This window comes from Brevundimonas sp. AVps23W (assembly GCF_058681395.1).
On record NZ_CM178738.1, the window covers coordinates 229,433 to 254,928 of the forward strand.

The 25,496-nt window shown below is 66.7% G+C and carries 19 protein-coding genes and 1 riboswitch; of the genes, 14 read left to right on the forward strand and 5 right to left on the reverse strand.

The annotated features are described in order from the left end of the window. Positions 1 to 270: a 30S ribosomal protein S15 gene (rpsO, locus tag ACW177_RS01110; protein ID WP_492026835.1), complete on the forward strand. Its 270-nt coding sequence runs from the start codon at positions 1 to 3 to the stop codon at positions 268 to 270. A gap of 245 nt (positions 271 to 515) precedes the next feature. Further along, entirely contained in the window at positions 516 to 2,753 is a 2,238-nt protein-coding gene (gene pnp, locus ACW177_RS01115; protein ID WP_492026836.1) for a polyribonucleotide nucleotidyltransferase, read from the forward strand. An 81-nt stretch (positions 2,754 to 2,834) separates the two neighbouring features. Here the strand turns inward: pnp and ACW177_RS01120 are convergent, their stop codons facing one another. After that, positions 2,835 to 3,236 (reverse strand): Tat pathway signal protein, encoded by a 402-nt coding sequence (locus ACW177_RS01120; protein ID WP_492026837.1) that lies wholly within the window; start codon positions 3,234 to 3,236, stop codon positions 2,835 to 2,837. 145 nt (positions 3,237 to 3,381) lie between these two features. On the opposite strand from ACW177_RS01120, the gene ahcY reads away from it, so the two are divergent. The 4 genes from ahcY to ACW177_RS01140 all read left to right on the forward strand — a co-directional run bounded on the left by ahcY (position 3,382) and on the right by ACW177_RS01140 (position 7,629). Continuing rightward, a complete protein-coding gene (gene ahcY / locus ACW177_RS01125; protein WP_492026838.1) occupies positions 3,382 to 4,773 on the forward strand; it encodes an adenosylhomocysteinase in 1,392 nt (463 codons plus the stop codon). A 75-nt stretch (positions 4,774 to 4,848) separates the two neighbouring features. Beyond that, positions 4,849 to 6,003 carry a BaiN/RdsA family NAD(P)/FAD-dependent oxidoreductase gene (locus tag ACW177_RS01130; protein WP_492028049.1) on the forward strand — a complete coding sequence of 385 codons (1,155 nt, stop codon included), beginning with the start codon at positions 4,849 to 4,851 and terminating at the stop codon, positions 6,001 to 6,003. A gap of 152 nt (positions 6,004 to 6,155) precedes the next feature. Further along, positions 6,156 to 7,098 (forward strand): IS630 family transposase gene (locus ACW177_RS01135; RefSeq protein ID WP_267515012.1). Its coding sequence is split into 2 segments (ribosomal slippage): positions 6,156 to 6,491 and positions 6,493 to 7,098, totalling 942 coding nucleotides; the frame shifts between segments, so codons are not numbered across the junction. A gap of 201 nt (positions 7,099 to 7,299) precedes the next feature. Continuing rightward, positions 7,300 to 7,629 (forward strand): TFIIB-type zinc ribbon-containing protein, encoded by a 330-nt coding sequence (locus ACW177_RS01140; RefSeq protein WP_492026839.1) that lies wholly within the window; start codon positions 7,300 to 7,302, stop codon positions 7,627 to 7,629. A gap of 3 nt (positions 7,630 to 7,632) precedes the next feature. On the opposite strand, the gene ACW177_RS01145 is transcribed toward ACW177_RS01140, so the two are convergent. Beyond that, the gene (locus tag ACW177_RS01145; RefSeq protein ID WP_492026840.1) at positions 7,633 to 9,339 is read right to left on the reverse strand and encodes a hypothetical protein; all 1,707 of its coding nucleotides are present in this window, start codon (positions 9,337 to 9,339) and stop codon (positions 7,633 to 7,635) included. Between the two features lie 200 nt (positions 9,340 to 9,539). On the opposite strand from ACW177_RS01145, the gene chvI reads away from it, so the two are divergent. The 5 genes from chvI (at position 9,540) to ACW177_RS01170 (ending at position 13,071) form a co-directional block, all read left to right on the forward strand. Further along, the gene (gene chvI, locus ACW177_RS01150) at positions 9,540 to 10,244 is read left to right on the forward strand and encodes a two-component response regulator ChvI (protein ID WP_492026841.1); all 705 of its coding nucleotides are present in this window, start codon (positions 9,540 to 9,542) and stop codon (positions 10,242 to 10,244) included. Further along, a complete protein-coding gene (gene chvG, locus ACW177_RS01155; protein ID WP_492026842.1) occupies positions 10,213 to 11,853 on the forward strand; it encodes a two-component sensor histidine kinase ChvG in 1,641 nt (546 codons plus the stop codon). The genes chvI and chvG overlap by 32 nt, the downstream gene beginning before the upstream one ends. Next, positions 11,850 to 12,278 (forward strand): HPr kinase/phosphorylase, encoded by a 429-nt coding sequence (locus ACW177_RS01160; RefSeq protein WP_492026843.1) that lies wholly within the window; start codon positions 11,850 to 11,852, stop codon positions 12,276 to 12,278. Before chvG ends, ACW177_RS01160 begins: the two co-directional genes overlap by 4 nt. A 119-nt stretch (positions 12,279 to 12,397) precedes the next feature. Next, positions 12,398 to 12,802 (forward strand): PTS sugar transporter subunit IIA, encoded by a 405-nt coding sequence (locus ACW177_RS01165; protein ID WP_492026844.1) that lies wholly within the window; start codon positions 12,398 to 12,400, stop codon positions 12,800 to 12,802. Further along, entirely contained in the window at positions 12,799 to 13,071 is a 273-nt protein-coding gene (locus tag ACW177_RS01170; RefSeq protein WP_492026845.1) for an HPr family phosphocarrier protein, read from the forward strand. The genes ACW177_RS01165 and ACW177_RS01170 overlap by 4 nt, the downstream gene beginning before the upstream one ends. Before the next feature lie 4 nt (positions 13,072 to 13,075). Here ACW177_RS01170 and ACW177_RS01175 read toward each other — a convergent pair whose 3' ends face one another. Continuing rightward, entirely contained in the window at positions 13,076 to 14,188 is a 1,113-nt protein-coding gene (locus ACW177_RS01175) for a phytase (RefSeq protein WP_492026846.1), read from the reverse strand. A gap of 239 nt (positions 14,189 to 14,427) precedes the next feature. Between ACW177_RS01175 and ACW177_RS01180 the strand changes: the two genes are divergently transcribed. From ACW177_RS01180 to lpdA, 3 genes are all read left to right on the forward strand, one after another. After that, a complete protein-coding gene (locus ACW177_RS01180) occupies positions 14,428 to 16,767 on the forward strand; it encodes a TonB-dependent receptor plug domain-containing protein (RefSeq protein ID WP_492026847.1) in 2,340 nt (779 codons plus the stop codon). Positions 16,768 to 16,978: 211 nt separating this feature from the next. Then, positions 16,979 to 18,874 (forward strand): PAS domain-containing sensor histidine kinase, encoded by a 1,896-nt coding sequence (locus ACW177_RS01185; protein ID WP_492026848.1) that lies wholly within the window; start codon positions 16,979 to 16,981, stop codon positions 18,872 to 18,874. Positions 18,875 to 18,997: 123 nt separating this feature from the next. After that, complete coding sequence (lpdA, locus tag ACW177_RS01190; RefSeq protein WP_492026849.1) at positions 18,998 to 20,404, forward strand: dihydrolipoyl dehydrogenase; 1,407 nt, start codon at positions 18,998 to 19,000, stop codon at positions 20,402 to 20,404. A 90-nt stretch (positions 20,405 to 20,494) separates the two neighbouring features. On the opposite strand, the gene ACW177_RS01195 is transcribed toward lpdA, so the two are convergent. Together ACW177_RS01195 and mutS are read right to left on the reverse strand one after the other, a co-directional pair. Then, entirely contained in the window at positions 20,495 to 22,321 is a 1,827-nt protein-coding gene (locus ACW177_RS01195; protein WP_492026850.1) for a methyl-accepting chemotaxis protein, read from the reverse strand. A gap of 90 nt (positions 22,322 to 22,411) precedes the next feature. Beyond that, positions 22,412 to 25,114 carry a DNA mismatch repair protein MutS gene (mutS, locus tag ACW177_RS01200; protein ID WP_492026851.1) on the reverse strand — a complete coding sequence of 901 codons (2,703 nt, stop codon included), beginning with the start codon at positions 25,112 to 25,114 and terminating at the stop codon, positions 22,412 to 22,414. Between the two features lie 75 nt (positions 25,115 to 25,189). Next, positions 25,190 to 25,373, forward strand: a riboswitch (cobalamin riboswitch). Positions 25,374 to 25,496: the final 123 nt, after the last annotated feature.

Genomic DNA, 25,496 nt, shown 5'->3' on the forward strand with positions numbered 1-25,496 from the left:
ATGTCGGTTACTGCTGAACGCAAGCACGAGATCATCGCCGATAACGCCCGCACCGCTGGCGACACCGGCTCGGCCGAGGTTCAGGTCGCGATCCTGTCGGAACGCATCTCCAACCTGACCGAACACTTCAAGACCCACAAGAAGGACAACCACTCGCGTCGTGGCCTTCTGAAGATGGTGTCGCAACGTCGCCGTCTGCTGGACCACCTGGTCAAGGTCGACGCCGCTCGCTACCAGGCGCTCATCACCAAGCTGGGCCTGCGCCGCTAAGGCGTCGGATCAGTGTAGAATACGCTTTCGAGGCGCGGGCGGTCACGTCCGCGCCTCGTTGTGCGACTAGAGACGACCTGTGCGCCGCAGGACTTACGGCGCAGTTGCGAGGGCCATGCCGGTCCTCTCCCGGTCGACCGCGATGGCGCGGCGACCTCTGGATCGAAGGACTGAACGCCGACGCATCCGCCCCCAATGATGGGACCCCGCACGGAATACGCCGTCCGGGATACGAAAGACGAAATATGTTCGATATCAAACGCAAGACGATCGAGTGGGCCGGACGCCCGCTGACCCTGGAAACGGGCCGCATCGCCCGCCAGGCCGACGGCGCCGTGCTGGCGACCTACGGCGAGACCGTGGTTCTGGCCACCGTCGTCTATGGCCGTTCGCCCAAGCCCGGTCTGGATTTCTTCCCCCTGACCGTCAACTACCAGGAAAAGACCTTCGCCGCCGGCAAGATCCCGGGCGGCTATTTCAAGCGTGAAGGCCGTCCCAGCGAGAAGGAAACCCTGGTTTCCCGCCTGATCGACCGTCCGATCCGCCCGCTGTTCGTCAAGGGCTTCAAGAACGAGACCCAGGTCGTCATCACCGTGCTGCAGCACGACATGGAAAACGATCCGGACGTCCTGGGCATGGTCGCCGCCTCGGCCGCCCTGACCATCTCGGGCGTGCCCTTCATGGGCCCCATCGGCGCCGCGCGCGTCGGCCTGATCGACGGCGAGCTGGTTCTGAACCCGACCGTCGACCAGATCCCGGCCTCTGACCTGGACCTGGTGGTCGCCGGTACGCAAGACGCCCTGATGATGGTCGAATCCGAAGCCAAGGAGCTGTCGGAAGAGAAGATGCTCGAGGCGCTGATGTTCGCCCACGCCGGCATGCAGCCGGTGATCGACGCCATCATCGATCTGGCCGAACACGCCGCCAAGGAGCCCTTCGACTTCCAGGCCGAAGACCACTCCGACGTCGTCGCCTCGATCAAGAAGCTGGTCGGCGAGGACATCAAGTCCGCCTACACCCACCCCGGCAAGTACGAGCGTCGCTCGGGCGTCGATGCGGCCAAGAAGACCGCCGCCGCCGCCCTGGTGAAGACCGACGAGAACCCCGAGGGCGTCGACAGCTCCAAGTTCTCGGCCGCCTTCAAGGAATGCGAAGCCGACGTCCTGCGTCGCGACATCATCGAGAACGCCCACCGCGTCGACGGCCGCGCCCTCGACAAGGTCCGCGCCATCGTATCGGAAGTCGGCGTCCTGCCGCGCACCCACGGTTCGGCCCTGTTCACGCGTGGGGAAACCCAGGCCCTGGTCGTCGCCACCCTGGGCACCGGCGAGGACGAGCAGTACATCGACAGCCTGCAGGGCACCTACAAGGAAAGCTTCCTGCTGCACTACAACTTCCCCCCCTATTCGGTGGGTGAAGCGGGCCGCATGGGTTCGCCCGGCCGTCGCGAAATCGGTCACGGCAAGCTGGCCTGGCGTGCGATCCGTCCCATGCTGCCGTCGAAGGAAGACTTCCCCTACACCATCCGCCTGGTCTCCGAGATCACCGAGTCGAACGGCTCGTCCTCGATGGCCACGGTCTGCGGTTCGTCGCTGGCCCTGATGGACGCCGGCGTGCCGCTGATCCGTCCGGTCTCGGGCATCGCCATGGGCCTGATCCTGGAGCCGTCGGGCGAGTTCGCCATCCTGTCGGACATCCTGGGTGACGAAGACCACCTGGGCGACATGGACTTCAAGGTCGCCGGCACCTCGGAAGGTATCACCAGCCTTCAGATGGACATCAAGGTCGCCGGCATCACCAAGGAGATCATGAAACAGGCCCTGACCCAGGCCTCGGCCGGTCGCCTCCACATCCTGAACGAGATGTCCAAGGCCATGGATGCGCCGCGCGCTGAACTGGGCGAGCATGCGCCGAAGATCGAAACCATCAAGATCGCGGTCGACAAGATCCGTGAAGTGATCGGTTCGGGCGGCAAGGTCATCCGCGAGATCGTCGAAAAGACCGGCGCCAAGATCGACATCGGCGACGACGGCACCATCAAGGTCGCCGCCAACGACCAGGAAAAGATCGACGCCGCCAAGGCCTGGATCCAGTCCATCGCCTCGGAACCGGAAGTCGGAACCATCTACTCCGGCAAGGTCGTCAAAGTCGTCGACTTCGGCGCCTTCGTGAACTTCTTCGGCGCCAAGGACGGCCTGGTCCACGTGTCCCAGATCGCCCTGGAACGCGTCGCCAACCCGGCCGACGTCCTGTCGGAAGGCCAAGAGGTCAAGGTCAAGTTCCTGGGCTTCGATGATCGCGGCAAGACCAAGCTGTCGATGAAGGTTGTCGATCAGACCACGGGTGAAGACCTGACCGACAAGATCAACGCCGAGCGCGCCGAGCGCGGCGAAGAGCCCCTGTCGGAAGACACCGGCGGCCGTCCCAAGCGCGAAGGCGGCGGTGATCGCGGTGGCGATCGCGGTCGTCGTCGTCGCGACTAAGCCCTAGGCTCGTCCGATAACAGAAAGGCCCCGCCGGCGACGGCGGGGCCTTTTTCATTCTGGGCGGCTCAGACCGTCTGTTCAGAGCGCCATGACGGTCCCGATCAGGACGCGAGCTCCAGCCCGGCCGAGGGTGGTGTTGGTGGCCGTCTGAAGTTCGGCGACCAGTTGATCGATATTGGGCACGGCGCCGGGGCGCAGGCCGTTGGCGAAGCGCTGGGCGGCGACGGTATAGGCGGCGCGGAGACGCGGCGCGGACTGCTGGGCGCGGGTGCGAAGCGCGGCGTCGGGCACGTCCACCCCGGCCTCCACAGAGAAGACCCCACGCCGGCCGTCCGCACGAAGAATCGAGGCCGTAATGACCGGCAGTCTGAAATAGGTATCGTCAGACGGCGCCGCGCCGCCGCCCGAAGAGGCGCGGGCGGAGGTCGAGGCGGCGGCCGTCGCGACGAGGGCGAGACCGAGAAGAGCGCGGCGTTCCATGCCTTCGTCCTAACTGATCGGGCTTAAGAAACTGCTGAGCCCGACATCAGGCACAGCGCATATAAGGATATCCTTATGTGTTTATTGCTCCTTCATCGTCTGCGGGCTAGAAGGGCTGAAAATCCCCTGCGGCCAGGAGCCCCCCATGACCGACTACATCATCCGCGACATCTCTCTGGCCGACTGGGGCAAGAAGGAAATCGACATCGCCGAGACGGAAATGCCGGGCCTGATGGCTCTGCGCGCCGAGTTCGGCAAGGATCAGCCGCTGAAGGGCGCCCGGATCGCCGGCAGCCTGCACATGACCATCCAGACCGCCGTTCTGATCCAGACGCTGGAAGCCCTGGGCGCCGAGGTCCGCTGGGCCTCGTGCAACATCTTCTCGACCCAGGATCACGCCGCAGCCGCCATCGCCGCAGCCGGCACCCCGGTCTTCGCCATCAAGGGCGAGACGCTGGAAGAATACTGGGACTATGCGCACAAGATCTTCGAATGGGCCGACGGCGGCTATCCGAACCTGATCCTGGACGACGGCGGCGACGCCACCCTGCTGTGCGTGCTCGGCCCGAAGGCTGAAAAGGACATCTCGGTTCTGGCCAATCCCCAGAACGAGGAAGAAGAAGCCCTGTTCAAGGTGATGAAGCGCTACATCGCCGAGAAGCCCGGCTTCTATTCGGCCATCCGCAACGCTATCGGCGGCGTGTCGGAAGAGACCACCACGGGCGTCCACCGCCTGTACCAGATGTCGGAACGCGGCGAGCTGCCCTTCCCCGCCATCAACGTCAATGACAGCGTCACCAAGTCGAAGTTCGACAATCTGTACGGCTGCCGTGAGTCCCTGGTCGACGCCATTCGTCGCGGCACCGACGTCATGCTGTCGGGCAAGGTCGCCGTGGTCTGCGGCTACGGCGACGTGGGCAAGGGCTCGGCCGCCTCGCTGCGCCAAGGCGGCGCCCGCGTGATCGTGACCGAAATCGACCCGATCTGCGCCCTGCAGGCCGCCATGGAAGGCTATGACGTCCAGACCCTGGACGACGTCGCCGACAAGGCCGACATCTTCGTCACCGCCACCGGCAACAAGGATGTGATCACCGTCGAACACATGCGCCGGATGCGTCACAACGCCATCGTCTGCAACATCGGCCACTTCGACTCCGAGATTCAGGTCGCCGGCCTGAAGAACTTCAAGTGGGACGAGATCAAGCCCCAGGTCCACCACATCGAATTCCCCGGCGGCAACAAGATCATCCTGCTGTCGGAAGGCCGCCTGGTGAACCTGGGCAACGCCACGGGCCACCCCTCCTTCGTGATGTCGGCCTCCTTCACCAACCAGACCCTGGCGCAGCTGGAACTCTGGACCAACAAGTCGGCCTATGAGACCAAGGTCTACACCCTGCCCAAGCATCTGGACGAGAAGGTCGCCGCCCTTCATCTCGGCAAGCTGGGCGCCAAGCTGACCGTGCTGAACAAGGAACAGGCCGATTACATCTCCGTGCCGCAAGAAGGCCCGTTCAAGCCCGAGCACTATCGCTACTAAGGCCCAGATCCCGGAGCCGGTCTCGTGAGCCGGGCGTCTTTCGACGTCCTGGTGGTCGGGGCCGGCGCCGCGGGCATGATGTGCGCCGCCGAGGCTGGGCGGCGCGGCCGTCGGGTCCTGGTCGTCGATCACGCGGCCAACCCCGGCGAGAAGATCCGCATCTCCGGCGGCGGCCGGTGCAATTTCACCAATCTGGGCTGCGGGCCGGCGAACTTCCTGGGAGAGAACCCCCGGTTCGCCACCTCGGCCCTGCGCCGCTTCACCCAGCACGACTTCATCAAGCGCGTGGACCGGGCCGGGATCGCCTGGCACGAGAAGACGCTGGGCCAGCTGTTCTGCGACGACAGCGCCAAACAGATCGTCCGCATGTTGACCGACGACATGGCGGCGGCGGGCGTGACCCTGAAAATGAAGACCGGCGTCGAGCGTCTGGCGAAGGCCGGCGAAGGCTGGACCATCGACCTGTCGGACGGAAGCCAGATCACGGCCACAGCCCTGGTCGTCGCGACCGGCGGCAAGTCGATACCCAAAATGGGCGCCACCGGCTGGGCCTATGAGGTCGCGCGCCAGTTCGACATCCGCGTCACCGACACCCGTCCGGCCCTGGTCCCCCTGACCTTCGAGGCGGGCCTGTTGGAGACCCTGACGCCGCTGGCCGGCGTGGCCGTGGACGCTCGCGTCGCCTCGGCGCCCGACACAAAGGCGCGCAAGGCGGCCTTCAACGAGGCCATGCTGTTCACCCACCGGGGCCTCAGCGGCCCGGCCATATTGCAGATCAGTTCCTACTGGCGCGAGGGCGAGGCCATCGTCGCGGCCATGGCCCCCGGCCGCGACGTCTTCGCCGAGCTGAAGGCCGCCAAGACCGCGAACGGCCGCCAGGCCGTGCATACGGCCCTGGGCCACATCATACCCCGACGACTGGCGGAAAGCCTGTGCGCGCGCGAAGGCGCGGCGGGCAATCTGGCAGATCTATCCGACGCGACGCTGCGGCGGCTGGATCAGGCGGTCAACGCCTGGAGCGTGAAGCCGGTCGGATCCGAAGGCTATCGCACCGCCGAAGCCACCCTCGGCGGGATCGACACCGCCGCCCTGGACCAGCAGACCCTGGCCGCCAAGGCGGTTCCCGGCCTGTATTTCATCGGCGAGGCGGTGGACGTCACCGGCTGGCTGGGCGGTTATAATTTCCAGTGGGCCTGGTCGTCAGGCTGGGCCGCCGGCCAGGCTTGTTAGACCCCGCCTAAGTCGGGCCTCCCCTGTGGCGCCAGGACGCATGGCGGCGGCGCGGCGCGGACCCTAGAGCATGGCTCGCTTTGACGGAATCGGGATTCCCAAGTTTGCGGTGATCTGATTCAACATCCGTGCTGGATGGGAGGCCAGCCCGGATGACGGCTCCTTATTCGATGGATCTTCGTGAGCGAGCGTTGGCGCGTAAGGCGGAGGGCGAGACACACCGGGAGATCGCGGCGGCGCTTCGGATCAGTCCGTCTTGCGTGTCCAAGTGGACGAAGCGAGTTGGAGAGACAGGTTCGGTGGCGCCGGGCCAGGTCGGCGGCCACAAGCCTCGCACGCTGTCAGGAGACTGCGCCGAATGGCTGCGCACCCGCATCGCCTCAGGGCCGTTCACGCTCAGAGGACTGACGGCCGAACTTGCCGCGCGCGGGATCAAGACCGGCCCTCGAGCGGTGTGGGTGTTCGTGCACGCTGAAGGACTGAGCTTCAAAAAAAACACTGCTGCCTGAGGAGCAGGCCCGGCCTGACGTCGCGCGCCGCCGCGCACGCTGGAAGGCGCATCAGGGGCGGATCGACCCGTCGCGACTGGTGTTCCTGGACGAGACCTGGGTCAAGACCAACATGGCGCCCTTGCGCGGCTGGGGGCCGAGGGGGCGACGCTTGAAGGGCCACTCGCCCTTCGGTCACTGGAAAACCCTGACCTTCATCGCCGCCCTGCGCCATGACCGGATCGACGCGCCCTGGGTTATCGATGGTCCGATCAACGGTGCGATCTTCCTCGTCTACATCGAGAAAATACTGGCTCCGACCCTGTCGCCTGGCGACGTCGTCGTCCTCGACAACCTCGGCAGTCACAAGGGCAAGGCCGCCCGCGCCGCTGTCAGGGCCAAAGGCGCACACATGATCTTCCTGCCCCCTTACTCCCCCGACCTGAACCCCATCGAACAGGTCTTCGCCAAGCTCAAACACCTCATGCGCAACGCCCAGCCCAGAACCATTGAAGCCACGTGGCGAAAGGCCGGAGAGATCATCAATCTCTTCAGCCCCGCCGAATGTGCGAACTACCTCGTCAACTCAGGATACGGTTCCGTGTGAAGGAATCACGCTCTAGCTTGGGTCTGCGGAACGGGCCCCTCTGGCGTCGCCGCGACCGGCGAGAGTTCCCCTGCCTCGCCTGTTCGCGACGACGTGATGTCGCACCGTACGGATGCGCCGATGCGAACGGACCGCCCCCCTCCGGCTCCCTCGCGTCGGCGCCCGTTTCCTGAACCTGTTCTTGATCCGCCTGGAAACCTCATGCCTCTTCTGATGTGCCCGAACGACAATTCCTCGATGCAGACCCTGGATCGCGACGGGGTGCAGTTCGACATGTGCCCCACCTGCCGCGGCGTCTGGCTTGATCGCGGCGAGCTGGAAAAGCTGATGGATTCGGCGGCCCAGGACGGGCGGACTTCAGCACCCGCGCAGCCGCAGCCTCAGACCTATGCACCCGCCCAACCCCAGCCTTGGGGCGGTGGCGGGCGGCCTTATGGCGATGACCGGGGTTACCGCGACGATCGCCGCCGCGACGACGATTACCGCTACAAGAAAAAGAAGCGCGACAGCATCTTCGACATCTTCGACTGAGCGTCAGATCTTCAGACCGGCCGCCTGCATCATGGCCTGAAGCGCGGCCTCGCCGGCGGCGGCGTCGCGGATTTCGGGCAGGCGCAGCATCTTGATCGCTTCGCTACGCGCGCGGTCCGCCGCCGGCCCAAGGGGCGCGGTTTCGCCGGTGATCATCTTCATCAGGGCGGTCAGCTTCTGCACCGGCGTGGCCTGGGCCCGCCCGATCTGGTTCAGCAGGCCGGCGTCGGCTTCCAGCGTCCCGCCCAGCACGCCGATGGCCGTCGAAATCTCTCTTTCGTCGATCTCGCCCAGCTGCACAGCGCGCACCGAACGCTGCAACCGGGCGAGCACCAGCAGTTTCTGCGAGACGCTGGGCCCGCCGGCCGTCGTCTGGCGCATCTCGTTTTCCAGCCTCAGCGAGGTGACGCAGGCGCTGAGCCAGCGCGCCGCCGCCCGCTTGTTGGCGCCCCCGGTGACGTTTTCGCATAGCCGGGTCAGATATTCGGCCTCCGACAGCACCGTCTTGCACTGGCGGACATAGGCGCCGACGAAATCCGGAGTGACCAGGCTCTTTGAGCGGTCCACGAAGGCGTTCTGCACCTCTTCCAAGGTCAGCAGACGCCCCGCCGCCGCCGTCAGGGCCATGGCGAGCGTCCGCAGGATGTCGATCTCGCCCACCGGATCATTGGGCCTGAGACGCCGCTGGCTCGCCAGTTCGCGCGTGACCATCCGGGCGAGAGACGTCGACAGCTTCGGGAAATGGCCCGCCGCCAGGCCTTGCCCAAGACGGGCCGCAGGCCCCTCGACCACCGGGGTCATCAAGGCCATGCGGGGATCCAGGCCGATCAGCCGCTCAACCTCTCGGGGGGCGATCATCCGCACCACGGCCGCGAGACTGGCCCCGTGATCCAGCGACGGACCCAGGATTTCCGCCAGATTGGACCGAACCGCCAATATTTCGGACGCGATCTGCTCGACCGCGCCCAGTATGAGCGCGCGCGGTGGCCCCTCGGGCGGCGCCGCATCGACCATATCCATCAGACAGTCCAGCCGCTCGCGCGCGCCCTTGCGGTCCGCCAGACCATGGGCGATCACGCCACCCATGATGAAGGTCCGGTCCTGAGTCGCGATCAGGCTATGGGCCAGATCGGCGATCGACTGGTTCTTCAAAGACGGGAACAGTCCCGACCGGCCCGCTTTAAGCAGCCGCGCGACCGAATCCTCGGCAAGACGCTGGTAGTGGCGCACGACGGCGTGCAGATCCTGGCCGCTGGCCTGACTTTCCGGCACGGCCACCTTCTGGACGGCGTGCTGAAGCTCCACCCCCGAGGCGTCGAGCCGCTCGGCCAGGTCCGGCCGGTGCAGCAGCTCGAACGCCGTCACTCCCTGCCGTTTCAGCCAATCCTCCAGCACTCGGGCGATCAGGGCGCGCGCATGGGGCGTATAGAGTTCGGCCGGGGCGCTGCACGCCGGGCGAACGGCCTCCGCCGCCTTGGGCTTCTTCTTTTCCTCCGGCGCCCCGATCGTCAGGATCGTGAGGGTGTTGAACTCCATCGTGTCCGGGTCCAGCGTCTCCTTGGTGACGCGCGCGGCGGCCGCCAGCCGATTGGACAACTGGTCCTCGGCGGTCTCCAGAGCGTGTTTACGATCCTCGGTCGCGATCAACAGGGTCCAGGACGCCGGAACGGTCTTGCGGACATAGACTTCGTAGTGAATCGGACCAGCCATGCGCGAACCCTGAGGGCAAAGCCTTTAAAACGGGGTTTTCACGACGAATTTTCCTTGCGCCGACGGAAACCGATCCGTCTATCGTTGAAACCGACGGCTTGGCGGCCCATCTGCCTTGGCCCTAATGTGACCGTGATCGAACGGTTACGCTTGCCGTGCGTTCTCGTTCGCGGGAACGGGAAGTTCAGGAGAAGACCACCTTGGCCAATATCACCCTGGTCGACGACGACGAGAACATCGTGGCGTCCGTCTCGCTGGCGCTGGAAAGCCATGGCCACAAGATTACGGCCTATCATGACGGCGCCTCTGGCCTGGCGGCGCTGGAAAGCACCCCGCCGGACCTCGCCATCCTCGATGTGAAGATGCCGCGCATGGACGGGATGGAGGTGCTGCGCCGCCTGCGCCAGACCTCGCAGATCCCCGTCATCATGCTGACCTCGAAGGACGAGGAGATCGACGAGATCCTCGGCTTCAACCTCGGCGCCGACGACTATATCCACAAGCCCTTCAGCCAGCGGCTGCTGATCGAACGGGTCAAGGCCCTGCTGCGCCGCACCGGCGCCGACGGCGTCGAACCTGAACCCTCGGCCGAAGTGTCCGGCAAGGCGATCAAGCGCGGCAAGCTGAGCATGGACCCGGCTCGCCACGAATCGACCTGGGACGGCAAGCCGGTGAAGCTGACCGTCACCGAATTCCTTCTGCTCCAGGCCCTGGCCCAGCGTCCCGGCTTCGTGAAGAGCCGCGACAACCTGATGGACGCCGCCTACGACGATCAGGTCTATGTCGATGACCGCACCATCGACAGCCACGTCAAGCGGATGCGCAAGAAGTTCCGCGCCGTAGACAACGAGTTCGACGCAATCGAGACCCTGTATGGCGTCGGCTACCGCTACCGCGAAAGCTGACCATCCCGGCGGGCGCGAGCCCGACGAGGAGCACATTCGCCGGCCGAGGCATCGCTTCGGCGGTTCGCGGCTGGGCGGCTTCATCCTGGCGCTCAATCTTCTCAGCCTGCTGATCCTGTTCGGCGGGGCCCTGGTGCTGAACGAATGGCGCCAGGGCCTGATTCAAGCCCGTCAGGAATCCCTGACGGTGCAGGCGGAACTGCTCGGCAATGTGCTGGGCGAACTGGGCATCAGCCGCGGCGTGCCGACGCCGGAACTCGACGTGGGCCAGGCAGCCAACTGGCTACGCGACAATTTCGTGCCCAACGGCCAGCGGGTGCGCCTCTACGACATCAACGGCCTGCCGGTCATCGACAGCTATGAGGTGACCGAGAACATCCCTGGTCAGGCCCTGCCGCCGGCGCATCCGGCCGGCTCGCCCCTGCCTGCGGATCAGGCCGAAAAGACCGACCGCGCCGCCGAGCACAAGCGACAGGTCGAGGCCGAGGTCGCCGCCGAGGTCGAACGCGCCCTGGCCGGCGAGCCCCAGACCACCGTCCGACGCAACGAATCCGGCGACCGGGTCGTGTCCGTCTCCATCCCCATCCGCCATGTGCGCCAGGTCCTGGGCGTCCTGACGCTGGAAGCGGGCAATGTGGACGAAATCCTGGACGACCAGCGACGGGCCCTGGTGCCCTTCGCCCTGGTGGCTCTGGCCGTCAATCTGCTGGCGTCCCTGGTGCTGCACCTGTTCGTGGCGCGGCCGATCATGCGGCTGTCTGCGGCGGCGGATCAGGTCAAGTTGCAGCGGGCGCGGGCCATCTCCCTGCCCGATCTGGAAGAGCGCAAGGACGAAATCGGCGATCTGGCGCGTTCGCTGGAATCCATGACCGACACCCTGTCCACGCGCATGGACGCCATCGAGCGGTTCGCCGCCGACGTGTCGCACGAGATCAAGAACCCGCTGACCTCGATCCGTTCGGCGCTGGAAACCCTGCCCCTGGTCAAGACCGACGCCCAGAGGGAGAAGCTGACCAATCTGCTGCAACAGGACGTGCGCCGGCTCGACCGGCTGATCACCGACATTTCCAACGCCTCGCGCCTGGATGCGGAGCTGTCGCGCGACCGCCCTCGGCCCATCGACCTGAACCGACTGCTGGCCGACATCGTCAGCGTCTATGAGACGACGGCGCGACCGGGCGAGATCCCTGTCCGGTTCGAACGTCCTGCCCAAACCCTGAAAGTGGCCGGCCGCGACGGCCCCCTGGGGCAGGTGTTCCGCAATCTGATCGACAACGCCCGGTCCTTCAGTCCCGCCGAGGGCGAGGTGCAGGTGGTGCTGGAGGAGACGGACGGCGACCTGCCCATCCGCATTCGGGTCGAGGATCAGGGCCCCGGCATACCGTCCGAGAACCTGGAGACCGTCTTCGAACGCTTCTACACCTCGCGGCCCAAGGGGGCGGCCTTTGGTTCGAACTCGGGCCTGGGCCTGTCGATCGTCAAACAGATCGTCGAGGCGCATGGCGGTGTGGTCACGGCCTCGAACCGGTCGGATGACGACGGCGCGGTGATCGGCGCGCGGTTCGAGATACTTCTGCCCTCCGCCTTCGGTCCGAGCCGTCGTCCATGACCCCCGCGCCGCCCGTCCACGCCACAACGGTCGCCATCCGTCGCGATGGGGCGTGGAAGGGCGTGATGATCCTGGGGCCGTCCGGAGCCGGAAAGAGCGATCTGGCCTTGCGTCTGATCGGGCGTGGATGGCGGCTGGTCAGCGACGACTATACCCAGGTCTGGGCGTCCGACGGCGCGCTTTACGCCACGGCTCCGTCCACGATCGCCGGCCGTATCGAGGCGCGGGGCGTCGGAATCGTGGCCGTCAGGACACGGCAGGCGGCCCGGATCGTCCTGGCTGTCGCCTGCCTTCCAGAGGCGGTCGAACGCCTCCCGGAGCCGCAGTCGCGGCGGTTTTCCGGGATCGACCTGCCCCTTCTGGCCCTGGATCCGCGCCCCGCATCAGCCGTCGACATGGTCGCAGTCGCGTTTCAGACGCTTTGAACCCGCGCGTAACGGGTCTATGACACCGGCCTTGCGGTCCCAAACGGGCGCGTCCGGCCTCCCTGTCGGGCACGGGGGAGTCCGGGGATGGTTTGGGGTGGGATGCGAGTGAAGTTCTCATGATTGGCCTTGTTATCGTCACCCACGGGGGGCTGGCCTCTGAATTTCTATCGGCGATGGAGCATGTGGTCGGGCCGCAGCGCGGCGTCGCGGCCATCTGTATCGGGCCGGACGACGACATGGAGCGCCGTCGGCGCGACATCGTCGATGCGGCCGCCGCCGTCGACGACGGCGACGGCGTGATCCTTCTGACCGACATGTTCGGCGGCACCCCGTCCAACCTGGCCATATCGGTGATGGAACAGACCCGCGCCGAGGTCATCGCCGGCCTGAACCTGCCCATGCTGATCAAACTGGCCAGCGTGCGCGGTCGCGAGACGCTGGAATCCTGTGTCGCCCACGCCCAGGACGCGGGACGGAAATATATCTCGGTGGCGTCCTGGGTGCTCGCGGGCGAAAAATGACCGTTAAGGCGACGCTGGACATCTGCAACACGCGCGGCCTGCACGCCCGCGCCTCGGCCAAGTTCGTCAAACTGGCCTCAAGCTTCGACAGCGAAATCCACGTCACGCGCGACGGGGTCACGGTGGACGCCCGCTCGATCATGGGCCTGCTGATGCTGGGCGCCGGCATTGGCTGCAGCATAGATGTCGCCGCCGAGGGCGCCGACGCCGAGGAAGCGATCGAGGCCCTGACGGACCTCGTCGCCCGCAAGTTCGACGAGGATCAATAGGCGCTTACAGCCCCAGGGCGCGGCGGATGTCGCGCCAGTCCACATATTTGAAGTTCTGGGTGCCGACGTCGTTGACGTCGTCCTGGATCACCACCAGCCCCTCGGGGAAGTGACCGACCACGCCGCTGGCGGCCGCCAAACCGTCGGTGCCCGTGACCCCGTCCACGACGCCGTCCACGATCTTGAACCGGCCCTTGTACTCGGGCGCGGCGCCGTCGATGCGCCAGACCGGGAAGGTCGAATCGCCCTGGCTGGAGCCGATCAGATAACGTTTATCGCCGTCCGTCAGGGTCGTCAGCCCCTCGGCGTCGGCGACCAGAATATCCTTGGCGATAGGCTGCACCAGGGTGCGCGCCGCGCCGCTCGCCGGATTGAGGCCGTAGCGCCACAGGCCGACGTTTTCTTCATTGATATAGAGGGCGTCGGTCGCTTCGTCGGCGGCGCAACCTTCGGAAATGGTGCCGATCTCGGCGCGACGCACTTCCCGCGACACCGGCTGGCCGGCGGCGTCGACGCTCAGCACGAACTGACGCAGTTCGCCCTCGTGCCCCACCAGGATCGCCTGGATTTCGGCCCCGCGCCGCGCAAAACAGAAGCCATAGGGTTCGATCACGTCGGTGGCGATGGCGCCCCAGGGCCGCACGCCATTGTCACCGGTCCCCGCCGGATCGAACAGATAGAGGGAGATCCCGGTCTTGCCCGGCGTCCGGTCGCTGGCGCCCAGGACGAGCTGCGGCCGTCCGCCGACGCTCAGCCCCTCGGTCAGATCGACATTGTTCAGCAGGCCCTCAGGCATGAACTGCAGGATCTGACCGTCAAAACCGTAGATGTAGAGGCCGGACTTCTTGTCCGTTCCGGCAATGAAGCCCGGCGTGGTCTTGCCCATCACCGTCACCGGAGACGCCGAGGCCCAGACGGCGGGATCGTCGGCCGCGTCTTCGCCGGCCGTGCCGACCGACGGGGTTTCCAGCACCGCCTGAACCTCCACGCCCGGCCCGACGAAACCTTCGCCCTCGCCCTGGAAATCGACCTCGTGCGTGGCGCAGGCCGCGACGGACAGGGCCAGGAGGCAGACGGTGGCGGTCAGTGCGCCGGCACGCTTGATGGACGACTTCATGGGGGATCCTCTTCTCCAGGGACGGCCTTCGAGACCACAGGCGCCGTCGGTCGGTCAAGGACGATGACGCCGCAGTTCGCGCGGCCTGAAGAACATTGATCCGCACACATCGTACTTGTCGTGGATGCGCCTCAAAACCTCGCACGAGACGTCGTCTATTCGTCATGGACGCGTCGCTGCTCAAGTTTATGCGCCCAACATTCGTCGAAGGCATAGCCCGACGTCAGGGGATCAAGATCATGAGATTGCAACTGCTCGCGGGCGCGTCGCTCGCGTCCCTCGCTTCGCTGGCTTTCGCCGGCGCGGTTCACGCCCAAGACGCCAGCGCAGCGCCCATCACTGCGCTCGAAGAAATCATCGTCACCGGCGAGCCGGCGATGCGGAACCGCACCGACGACGTGGTGCCCACCCTGTCCTACGACCTCGACTATTTCCAGCGCTTCGAACCGCTGACCGCCGGCGACGCCCTGAAGCGCGTGCCGTCGGTGACCTTCCTGTCCGACGTGCTGGAATCCGACGGCGTGCGTCTGCGCGGCCTTGATTCCGCCTACACCCAAATCCTGATCAACGGCGAACGGGTTCCCGGCGCTGGCGTGGATCGCTCCTTCTTCGTCGACCGCATCCCCGCTGAATTGATCGAGCGCGTCGAGGTCGTCCGTTCGTCCTCCGCCAATCGCTCCGGTGACGCGGTCGCCGGCGCCATCAACATCGTCCTGCGCGACGCCCTGTCGCTGGACGGCGGCTATGTGCGCCTCGGCGCCCTGAACTGGAAGGACAGCGACTACGGCTCATGGGGCGGCACCTATGGCGCCGTCTGGGGCGGCCAGGCGGGTCCGGGCCGTCTGCTTCTGGGCGCCAATATCCAGGACCGCCGCAATCCCAAGGAAAAGTACAGCCAGCGTTTCGACGAGCCGAACGGCACGCTCGATAACACCGAAGTCCAGACCGACATCCGCGACGGAACCGACTATTCCTTCAACGGCTCCTACGACGTTGACGTCGCCGGCGGCCGCCTGAACCTGTCGGGCGTCTTCGTCCGCACGGACCGCTACCAGGACGAGGATTCGATCGAATATGTCGATGGTGTCGAGACCGACGCCAATATCAGCACCATCAACGACAACGACGTCGATATCCAAACCGACAACCTGTCGCTGAACCTGCGCTATGTCCGCGAAATGCTGGGCGGCGAGACCAAGTTCAAGCTCGGCTACGCCTCGATCAAGGACGAGCAGTACGAGTTCGAATATGAGTCCGAGTTCCGGCGCGACTCCGTCGTCTATCCGGACGAAGACCGCTTCACCGCCGAAGCAACCCAGACCGACATCGAAGACAAGGAAATCAGCGGCGCGATCGAACATAAGCGTCTGCTGGCCGGAGATCTGGAACTGGCCTTCGGGGTTCAGTGGAATCAGAAGGACCGCGACACCTCGATCACCGAACCTGAGCGCGTTCGCTTCAGCGTCGCCAACGGCTCGACCAACGCCGCCACCGACTGGAGCTTCGGCGATTTCGAAGGCATTCCAGGCGGCGTGGGCAAGATCGAGGAAACCCGGATCGACCCCTATGTTATGCTGTCGGGCGAAAACGGCCCGGCCAAGTGGGAAGCCGGTCTGCGCTACGAGACGACCGACTCCACCATCACCGACGAAACCGTCGATGCGGACGAGCGCACGAACGACAACGACTACGCCATCCTGCTGCCGTCGGCGAGCGTTCGCTTTAAACTGTCGGACACCGACCGGATCACCGCCTCGGTGGCGCGCACCGTGCGTCGCCCCAGCTTCGACTACATCTCGCCGGCTGTTCTTGAGGGCGAATACGGCGACAACGACTTCGTCGGCAATCCGGATCTCGAGCCGGAAACGGCATGGGGCGCTGACCTCGGCTTCGAGCGTCGTCTGGGCCGTCGCGGCGTGATCGGCGTCAACGCCTTCTATCGCGACATCACCGACCTGATCGAAATCACCAACACCGGAGCCTATTCCGAGCAGGCTTTGAGCGATTACGAGGACGCAATCGACGACGGCGAGACGCCGGAGGAAGCGGCGGACAAGCTGGTCTCCTATGTCCTGACGGCCGAAAACGTCGGCGACGGCCAAGTCTGGGGTGTCGAGTTCGACCTGTCGACGCCGCTGGACTTCATCGGCATGGAGCATACCGGCGTCTTCCTGAACTACTCGTGGCTGGACAGCTCGGTTGAAGACTTCATGGGCGACCGCCGCTTCAACTCGCAGTCCGACTATGTCTTCAATGTCGGCTTCACCCAGGACATCCCGACCTGGGGCGCCGCTTTCGGCGCCACCTATCGCAAGCAGGGCGACGCCAAGAGCCGGATCGTCGGCGAAGAAGTCGTCACCAGCTACGGCGGTGACCTCGAAATCTTCGTCGAGAAACAGGTCGCCTCGAACGTGGTGCTCCGCCTGACCGGCTCGAACCTGCTCGACTCGTCGAAGGACGAGGTGTTCGACAAGTTCAACACCTTCCAAGAGCAAATCGACCGCGACTACGACGAGTATGAACTGGAAACGGAATCGGCCGGTCCCTGGTATCAGATCGTCGCCCGCATGGCCTTCTGAGCTCATTCAACCACTGACGAAAGGGCCGGACGGCGACGTCCGGCCCTTTTTTCATGCGTGGTGAACAAGCGAGGCTCTGGCCGCTTGACGGCGCCCGTGCGGATGTCGTCAGGCTGTGGTCACGCTCCCCATCGTCGGATCGCTGGTTCAGCCCTTGCAAAGCCGGACCGAGGATGGGCGGACCGCGCCCCAAATTGAGACGGATTGATTGATGTTCCTCGAAGGCGAGGTCAACTGGACGCTGATCTTCGGCATTCTGGCCGCCGTCGGCTACGCTGTAGCCGTCATCGCCCTGTGGTTCGCCGTCACCCATGGCGCCCGGCACGCCAGCGCCACCGATCAGCTCGACATCGTCCAGAAGGTCGCCGAGTCTTCGGACAAACGTCTGTTCGAAACCATGAACGCCGTGCCCGTGGCCATGGTCGAGACCGACAGCACCGGCAAATTCGTCTTCGCCAACCGCGCCGCCCACCAGCTGCTGGGGCGTCGCGACGCCGAACTGCTGGGGTTGCGTTTCCATTCCGCCACCTGGGGCATCACCTTCCCGGACGGCAAGCCGATCCCCGCCGACCTGTTGCCCAGCGCCCGCGCCCTGCGGGGCCAGACCGTGCGCGGCTTTCAGCACCTGATGATGAATGCGGCGACCCGCAAGAAGATGCTGGTCTCGGTCACCGCCATGCCGATCGAGAATGACCGGGGTCAGATCACCGGCTCCATCGCGGCCATCGTCGAGACCGACGTCCTGACCACCCCGGCGATCGAGCCCGCGCCGCCGCCCCCGCCGCCGGCGGGCCGGACCAGCCTGGCCGACCGGGTGTTTGATGCGGCGTCCAGCGCCCTGGTGGTCGTCGACGCCGAAGGCCGCATCCTCCAGGCCAACCGCGCCGCCCTGATCATGCTGGGGCGCGGCGAGGGGGTGACGGGATCCGATTTCGCCGACCTGTTCCTGCCGCTGGACCGCCGCACCGAGGGCCGTCAGGCCCTGCGCGCCGCCCTGTCGGTCGAGGATGAAAGCCCGGCGCAGATCGAGACGGTGGACGCCGACGGCGCCGGCATCCGCTGGACCCTGCTGCCCCTGATCGACGAGAACGACCGGCCGGACGCCATCCTTCTGGCCGGCGCACCCTTGGCGGATTCTCCGGCTGTGGAGCCCGCGCCCGAGCCCCTGGCGGAGCCGAGCGACGCCGAAAGCCCGGCGGATGCGTCATCGGACGAGTCCGATCCCGTGGCCTTGGCGGTTCAGGCGGCCCAGGCCGACTTTGCGCGGCGCGAAGGCGAGATCCTGGCCGCACACAACCAGGCCCTGCTGGATACGATGGCGGAAGCGGAACGGGCCGAACGCGCCGTTCGCGCCGAACTGGAGGCCGAGCGGCGCATGGCCAATGTCGGGCGTTTGGCCGGCGGCGTGACCCATGATTTCAACGCCCTGCTGGGCGTCATGACCTCGGCCCTGGACCTGATGCTGCGCCATGTCGATGAGCCCGAGCGGGTCCGTCGCCTGGGCCAGGCCGCCCTGGCCGCCGGTCAACGCGGCGAGCGCCTGACCCGCCGTCTCAGCGCCTTCTCCCAGGACGAAGACCGGACCAATCTGCAACGCCTGGACGTCGGCGTGCTTCTGGCGGGTATGGAGACCAAGCTGCGTCTGCTGTCGGGATCGGCCATCGACCTGATGATCGAAACGCCCGCCCAGCCCGCCTTCGCCTCTATCGACCCGGCCGCCTTGGAGGCTGCGGTCCTGGCCCTGACCCGGAATGCGGTCGAGGCCTCGAACGGCGCGGGCTCGGTCGCGGTTCGCCTGGCGGTCCTTCCGGACGGCGGCCTGAAGCTGAGCGTGCGCGATTCCGGGCCCGGCATGGACGCCGACATCCTGAGACGCGCGGCGGAGCCCTTCTTCACCACCCGTCCGGACGCCGCAGGCCTGGGTCTGTCGCAGGCCTTCGCCTTTGCGCGGCAGTCCTCGGGCGCCCTGGCCATCGACAGCGCGCCGGGCGAGGGGGCGGAAGTCTCCATCACTCTCCCTTCGCAGGCTCGGTCGCCCGAACAGGGCGTTGACCAGGTCGAAAACCGGCGATCCACAGACGAAACGGCGACCGAAACCGCGTCCTGAGCGCCTCCGACCCCTGCAAAGGTCGATTCCGAGGCCCCATATGATGCGCGGCGGTTGACCCTTGCCGGCTCGGCGCTAGTGTCCGCCCGCCTGCCCCCACGCGCCAGAAGACCAGAGGATACCATGGCCGAAGCCCCCGCCCCCTACGACGTCGTCATCATCGGCGGAGGGCCCGGCGGCTATAACGCCGCGATCCGCGCCGGCCAGCTGGGCCTGAAGGTCGCCTGCGTCGAGATGCGCGCCACCCTGGGCGGCACCTGCCTGAACGTCGGCTGCATGCCGTCCAAGGCCCTGCTCCACGCCTCGGAAATGTTCGACGCCGCCAATAGCGAGTTCGCCAAGATCGGCATCGAGGTTCAGCCCAAGCTGAACCTGGGCCAGATGCACAAGTCCAAGGACGACAGCGTCACCGCCCTGACCAAGGGGATCGAGTTCCTGTTCAAGAAGAACAAGGCCGACTGGATCAAGGGCAAGGGCAAGATCGTCGCTAAAGGCAAGGTCGAGGTGACCGCCGCCGACGGTTCGGTCCAGACCCTGGACGCCAAGAACATCGTCATCGCCACCGGCTCGGAGCCCACCCCCCTGCCCGGCGTCGCCTTCGAAGACGGCAAGGTGATCGATTCCACCGGCGCCCTGTCCCTGCCGGCCGTTCCGAAGAAGCTGATCGTGATCGGCGCCGGCATCATCGGCCTGGAGCTGGGTTCGGTCTGGCGCCGTCTGGGCGCCGAGGTGACGGTGGTCGAGTTCCTGGACCGGATCACCCCCGGCATGGACACCGAGGTCGCCACCGCCTTCCAGCGCACCCTGACCAAACAGGGCATGACGTTCAAACTGGGCGCCAAGGTCACGGCCGCCAAGTCGGTCAAGGACGGGGTCGAGCTGACGGTCGAGCCGTCGGCCGGCGGCGCCGCCGAAACCCTCAAGGGCGACGTCGTCCTGGTCGCCATCGGCCGCCGTCCCTATACGGACGGCCTGGGTCTGGAGAGCGTCGGCGTCACGCCGGACAAGCGCGGCTTCATCGACCACGACCACTTCAAGGTCGCGGATGGCGTTTGGGTGATCGGCGACGTGACCCACGGGCCGATGCTGGCGCACAAGGCGGAAGAAGACGCGGTCGCCGTGATCGACACCATCGCCGGCAAATACGGCCACGTCGACTACGCCCTGGTCCCCAGCGTGGTCTACACCTTCCCCGAAGTGGCCTGGGTCGGTCAGACCGAGGACCAGCTGAAGGCCGCCGGCGTCGCCTACAAGAAGGGCAAATTCCCCTTCACCGCCAACAGCCGCGCCAAGATCAACCACGAGACCGACGGTTTCGCCAAGGTGCTGGCCGACGCCGCCACCGACAAGGTGCTGGGCGTCCACATCATGGGCCCGCAGGCCGGCGAGATGATCCACGAAGCCGCCATCACCATGAGCTTCGGCGGCGCCTCGGAAGACATCGCCCGCACCTGCCACGCCCACCCGACCCGTTCGGAAGCCGTCCGTCAGGCGGCCATGGATGTCGAAGGTTGGATGATGCAGGCCTGATCCGCCGCGCCCAGCCGGGCGTCTGAAACGAAAAAGGCCCGCCCGGTGATCGCCGGGCGGGCCTTTTGTTTGGGTCTGTCGGGCTTCGGCTCAGGCGGCCCAGACCGTCCGGTCGTCCTGGGAATAGTCGTCCCGGCCCGGCTCGCCGACACGGAAGCGCGACACCAGATCGGCCAGCTTCTCGGCCTCCTGGCTTAGCGCCTGGTTGGCCGCAGTCGTCTGTTCGACCATGGCGGCGTTCTGCTGGGTCGTCTGGTCCATCTGGTTCACGGCGGTATTGATCTCGGCCAGACCGACGGCCTGTTCCTTGGCAGAGGCGGCGATTTCGGCCGCCAGCTGATTGATCTCCGCCACCTGGCTGATCAGGGCGGTCAGGGCGCCGCCGGTCTGGGACACCAGCCGCGCGCCTTCGCCGACGCTGGCGCTGGAAGCGGCGATCAGCCCCTTGATCTCGCGCGCGGCGTCGGCCGAGCGTTGCGCCAGGGCGCGCACTTCCGACGCCACGACGGCGAAGCCGCGACCCGCCTCGCCCGCACGGGCCGCCTCGACCCCGGCGTTCAGGGCCAGCAGATTGGTCTGGAAGGCGATTTCGTCGATCACCCCGATGATCTCGCTGATCCGGCCCGAGGTCGTTTCGATCTCGCCCATGGCGGCGGTGGTGTCGGCGATGATCTGTTCGCGCACCCCGACCCCGCCACGCGCCTGGGCCGTGATGTCGGCCGCGGACTGGGCGCCCTCGGCCGTCTTGCGAACCGTCACGGTGATCTGGTCCAGGGCGGCGGCGGTCTGTTCCAGGGTGGCGGCCTGGCGTTCGGTGCGGCGCGACAGGTCGTCGGTGGCGCCTGAAACCTCCGTGGTTCCCGCCCGCATGGCGCCGACCAGGTCGATGATGTCGGCCATGGTCACGGACAGGGTCTCGGCGGCGGCGTTATAGTCGTCCTTCAGCTTGCGGCTGCGCTCGGCGAAGGCGGCGGTGATCCGGTGGCTCAGGTCGCCGCGCGCCAGGGCCGCCAGCCCGTCGCCCAGGGCTTCGACCACCACAGCGTCCTCCTCGGCCAGACGTTCGCGCTCGGCCTCGCCGGCGGCGCGGGTGGCGCGGGCGGTCTCGCGCATGGCCTCGGCCTCTGCCTCGGTCTCCTTCTGGCGGACGGCGGCGTCGCGGAAGGCGATGACGGCTCGCGCGATCTGGCCGATGTCGTCGCCGCGCGAGACCCAGGGGGCGTCGAAATCGGTACGGCCTTGACGCAGGGCCTCCATCCGCTCGCACAGGGCCTTCAACGGCGAGAACATGCGGCGCGAGGCGATCAGACAGCCGCCGACCACCAGCAGGGTCACGATCACGCCGCAGACGAGCAGGCCGATCATCATATGGTTCACCGAGGCCATGAAATCGGTCTTGGGAATGCCGACATAAAGGACGCCGATGGTCTGGCCTGCGGCGTTCTTGATGGGATCATAGGCGACGAAATAGGGCTTGCCCAAAATCTCAGCCTGACCGCGATAGGTTTTGCCGGACTTCAGCACAGCGTCATAGACGGGGCCGGGCTTGAGCTTGGTGCCGACGGCGCGAGACCCGTCGTCCTTGACCACATTGGTCGTGACCCGCAGGTCGTTCATGAAGACTGTCGCCGTGCCGCCGACCAGGGCCTTGATCCGATCCACCGGCTCGTCAAAGTCGTTCATGGGGGTGGAGCCGACATAGAGTTTGCCATCGCGCGCAGAGAAACCGTCGCCATAGTCGGCCAGCACGTCCCAGGCGACGCGCATATTGGCTTCCTGGCGTTCAGCGGCGCTGGCCTCCGCATCGCGGCTCAACAAGACCACAGCCACGGCCAACAAGGTCGCGGTCAGGGCCGCCAGGGCGATGACCACCATCAAGGCCGTCTTGGCCGAAAGGGACAGGGCGCTGAGTTTCATCGTCGAATCCCGAAGGAAAGCCCACTGTGATCGCGAACGGCCCATCTGTCACGGATAAGGTTAAAACTTCCAACTTGGATGTATTGTAAACTACCTCGCCGCCATCATGCCCTTGAGCCGATAGAGAGCCTCCAGAGCCTCGCGCGGGGTCAGAGCGTCCGGGTCCACATCCCCTAGCGCGACTTCGACCGGCGAAGGGGCGAGGACCGGCGCCGGTTCCGCAGCGGCGAACAGGGGCAGGTCGTCCAGGCGCGCCGTCGCGGCCTTCTCGCCCTCCAGCCGCTCCAGCACCGATTTCGCCCGCGCCACGACCGCCAACGGCACCCCGGCCAGCTTGGCCACCTGCACCCCATAGGATCGGTCCGCCGCCCCCGGCGCCGCCTCGTGCAGGAAGACCAGATCCCCGTTCCATTCCTTGGCCGTCATGGACAGATTGCAGACGTGGTCCAACCGCGCCTCCAGTTGGGCCAGCTCGTGATAATGGGTGGCGAACAGGGTGCGGGCGCGATTGACGTCGTGCAGGGCCTCGGCCGTGGCCCAGGCGATGGCCAGGCCGTCGTAGGTCGCGGTGCCGCGCCCGATCTCGTCCAAGACGACAAAACTGCGCGGCGTGGCCTGGGTCAGGATGGCGGCGGTCTCGACCATCTCCATCATGAAGGTGGAGCGGCCGCGCGCCAGATCGTCCCCGGCCCCGACGCGGCTGAACAGCCTATCCACCACGCCCAGCCGCATCGACCGCGCCGGCACGAAGGCCCCGGCCTGGGCCAGGATCACCAACAGGGCGTTCTGGCGCAGGAAGGTCGACTTACCCGCCATGTTCGGCCCGGTGACGATGGCCAGGCGAGCGCAATCCGATCCGGAGCCGTCCAGACGCGCATTGTTGGGCGTATAGGCGTCGCCTGCGGCCTTGACCGCCGCCTCGACCACCGGATGACGCCCGGCCTCGACGGAAAAGACCAGACTGTCGTCCACCACCGGCCGGGTCGCCCCGACCTCCTGCGCCCATTCCGACAGGGCCGCGTGGGCGTCCAGCTCGGCCAGGGCCTCGGCCACCGCCTGCAGCGGCTGAGCCAGCCGCGCGACCTCGCGCCGCCAGCCTTCGAAGATTTCGGCCTCGATGGCCAGGGCGCGATGGCCGGCCTGGCTGATCTTGGCGTCCAGTTCCGACAGTTCGACGGTGGTGAACCGCACCTGGCTGGCCAGGGTCTGGCGATGGATAAACGGACTGTCCGGCCCGGCCCGCAGCAGGCCTTCCGCCGCCTTGGCCGAGGTTTCCAGGAAATAGCCCAGGACGGCGTTGTGCTTGACCTTGAAGGCCACGCCGGATTCCGCGACCGCCCGCGCCTCCAGATCGGCGACCACCCGTCGGCTGTCGTCGCGCAGGGTGCGGGCGGCGTCCAGTTCGGGCCGATAGTCGGGACGCACAAAGCCGCCGTCGCGCGCCAGATGCGAGGGCTCGTCCACCAGACCGTCGATCAGATCAGCCTTTAGCCGCGAGACCTCGGGCGACAGGCTCAGCCGGTCCAGGGCCAGGGCGATGCGGCGCGGCTGACCCGTGATCGGATCCACCTGACCGACGAACAGGCCCGCGATCCCCTCGGCGATCGACAGGCCCACGCGCACGGCCGCCAGATCGCGCGGCCCCCCGCGTCCCAGCGCCAGTCGCCCCACCGCGCGCGCCACATCGGCCGAAGCCTTCAGACCGTCGCGCAGATCGCGCCGCAGATCGCGCCGCTCCAGCAGCCATTCGACCGCGTCGAGTTGTTCGTTGATCGCCAGCGGATCGCGCAGCGGCCGGGCGATCCGCTCCGCCAGGGCCCGCGCCCCGCCCGAGGTGACGGTCCGGTCGATACAGGCCAGCAGCGAGCCTTCGCGCTCGCCCCTCTGCGTCCGGTCGATCTCCAGACTGGTCCGCGTCGCCGGGTCGATGGCCAGAAAGCCGCTTTCGCCCAGCCGACGCGGCGGGGCCAGGGCCGGGACCTTGCCGGCCTGGGTCGTCTCCAGATAGGCGGCGATCAGACCGAGCGCCGAAATCTCCGCCTCTTCAAAGGCGCCGAAACCATCAAGCGCCGCAACGCCGTACAACCGCTCGACCCGCGCCTGGGCCGCCTGGGGCTCAGCGATGGCGCTGGCCAGAGCCTGAACCACGCCGCCGGACCCGTCCAGGGCGTCCCGCGTCGCCGGGTCCGAATAGATCCGGTCTGTGACCAGAACCTCGGACGGTCGAAACGCCGCCAGGGCCGCGCCCAGGTCCTCCAGCGCACAGGCGACGCTGTCCACGGCGCCCGACGACAGTTCCACCACCGCCACAGCCGCCCGGCCCTTGCGCACCGCCACCGCCGCCAGCCGGTTGGCGCCCCGCGCGTCCAGCAGACTGTCCTCGGTCAGGGTGCCGGGCGTCACCACCCGCACCACGCCGCGATGGACCACGGCCTTGCCGCCGCGCTTCTTGGCCTCGGCGGGGTCTTCCAGCTGTTCGCAGATGGCGACCTTGTGTCCCAGGCGGATCAGCCGGGCCAGATAGCCCTCCATGGCGTGAACCGGCACCCCGGCCATGGGAATGTCCTCGCCCTGGTGCTTGCCCCGCTTGGTCAGGGTGATGCCCAGGGCCGCCGCCGCCACCTCGGCGTCCTTGAAGAACAGCTCGTAGAAATCCCCCATGCGGAAGAACAGGATGGCGTCCGGCTGTCCGGCCTTGGCCGTCAGATACTGCGCCATGAACGGCGTCGCCCCCTCCAGGGAGGCGGCGACTTCGGGCGAATGTTCGGGGGTCGGGAAAGCGGGCGCGTTCATGTGCTGTCAGGGTGACGGATCGCAGCCGACCGCTCAAGCCCGTTAAGCCGCCCTTGCACAAGCTTGTCGCCCCTGCGATAGGCCGCGTCAGGCGGTTAAGGGAACACGGTGAGACACCGTGGCTGTGCCCGCAACTGTAGGCGGCGAGAGCGTCGTCCGTCCGGGGTCTCGACCTCGGCGCCACTGGGAAACTGGGAAGGCGAGGACGGCGGTTTATGACCCGCAAGCCAGGAGACCTGGCCGCCTGTGTCGCTCGTCCGCTGTCCGGGACCAGACAGAGGCGCGGGGACTTCTCGTCGCAGCGACCCGATCTTGCGCCGTCCGGACCCTTCAGGCCCGGCGGATCGGCTCGCTCATACCGGTTCCTCGCGCGCACTCGCGG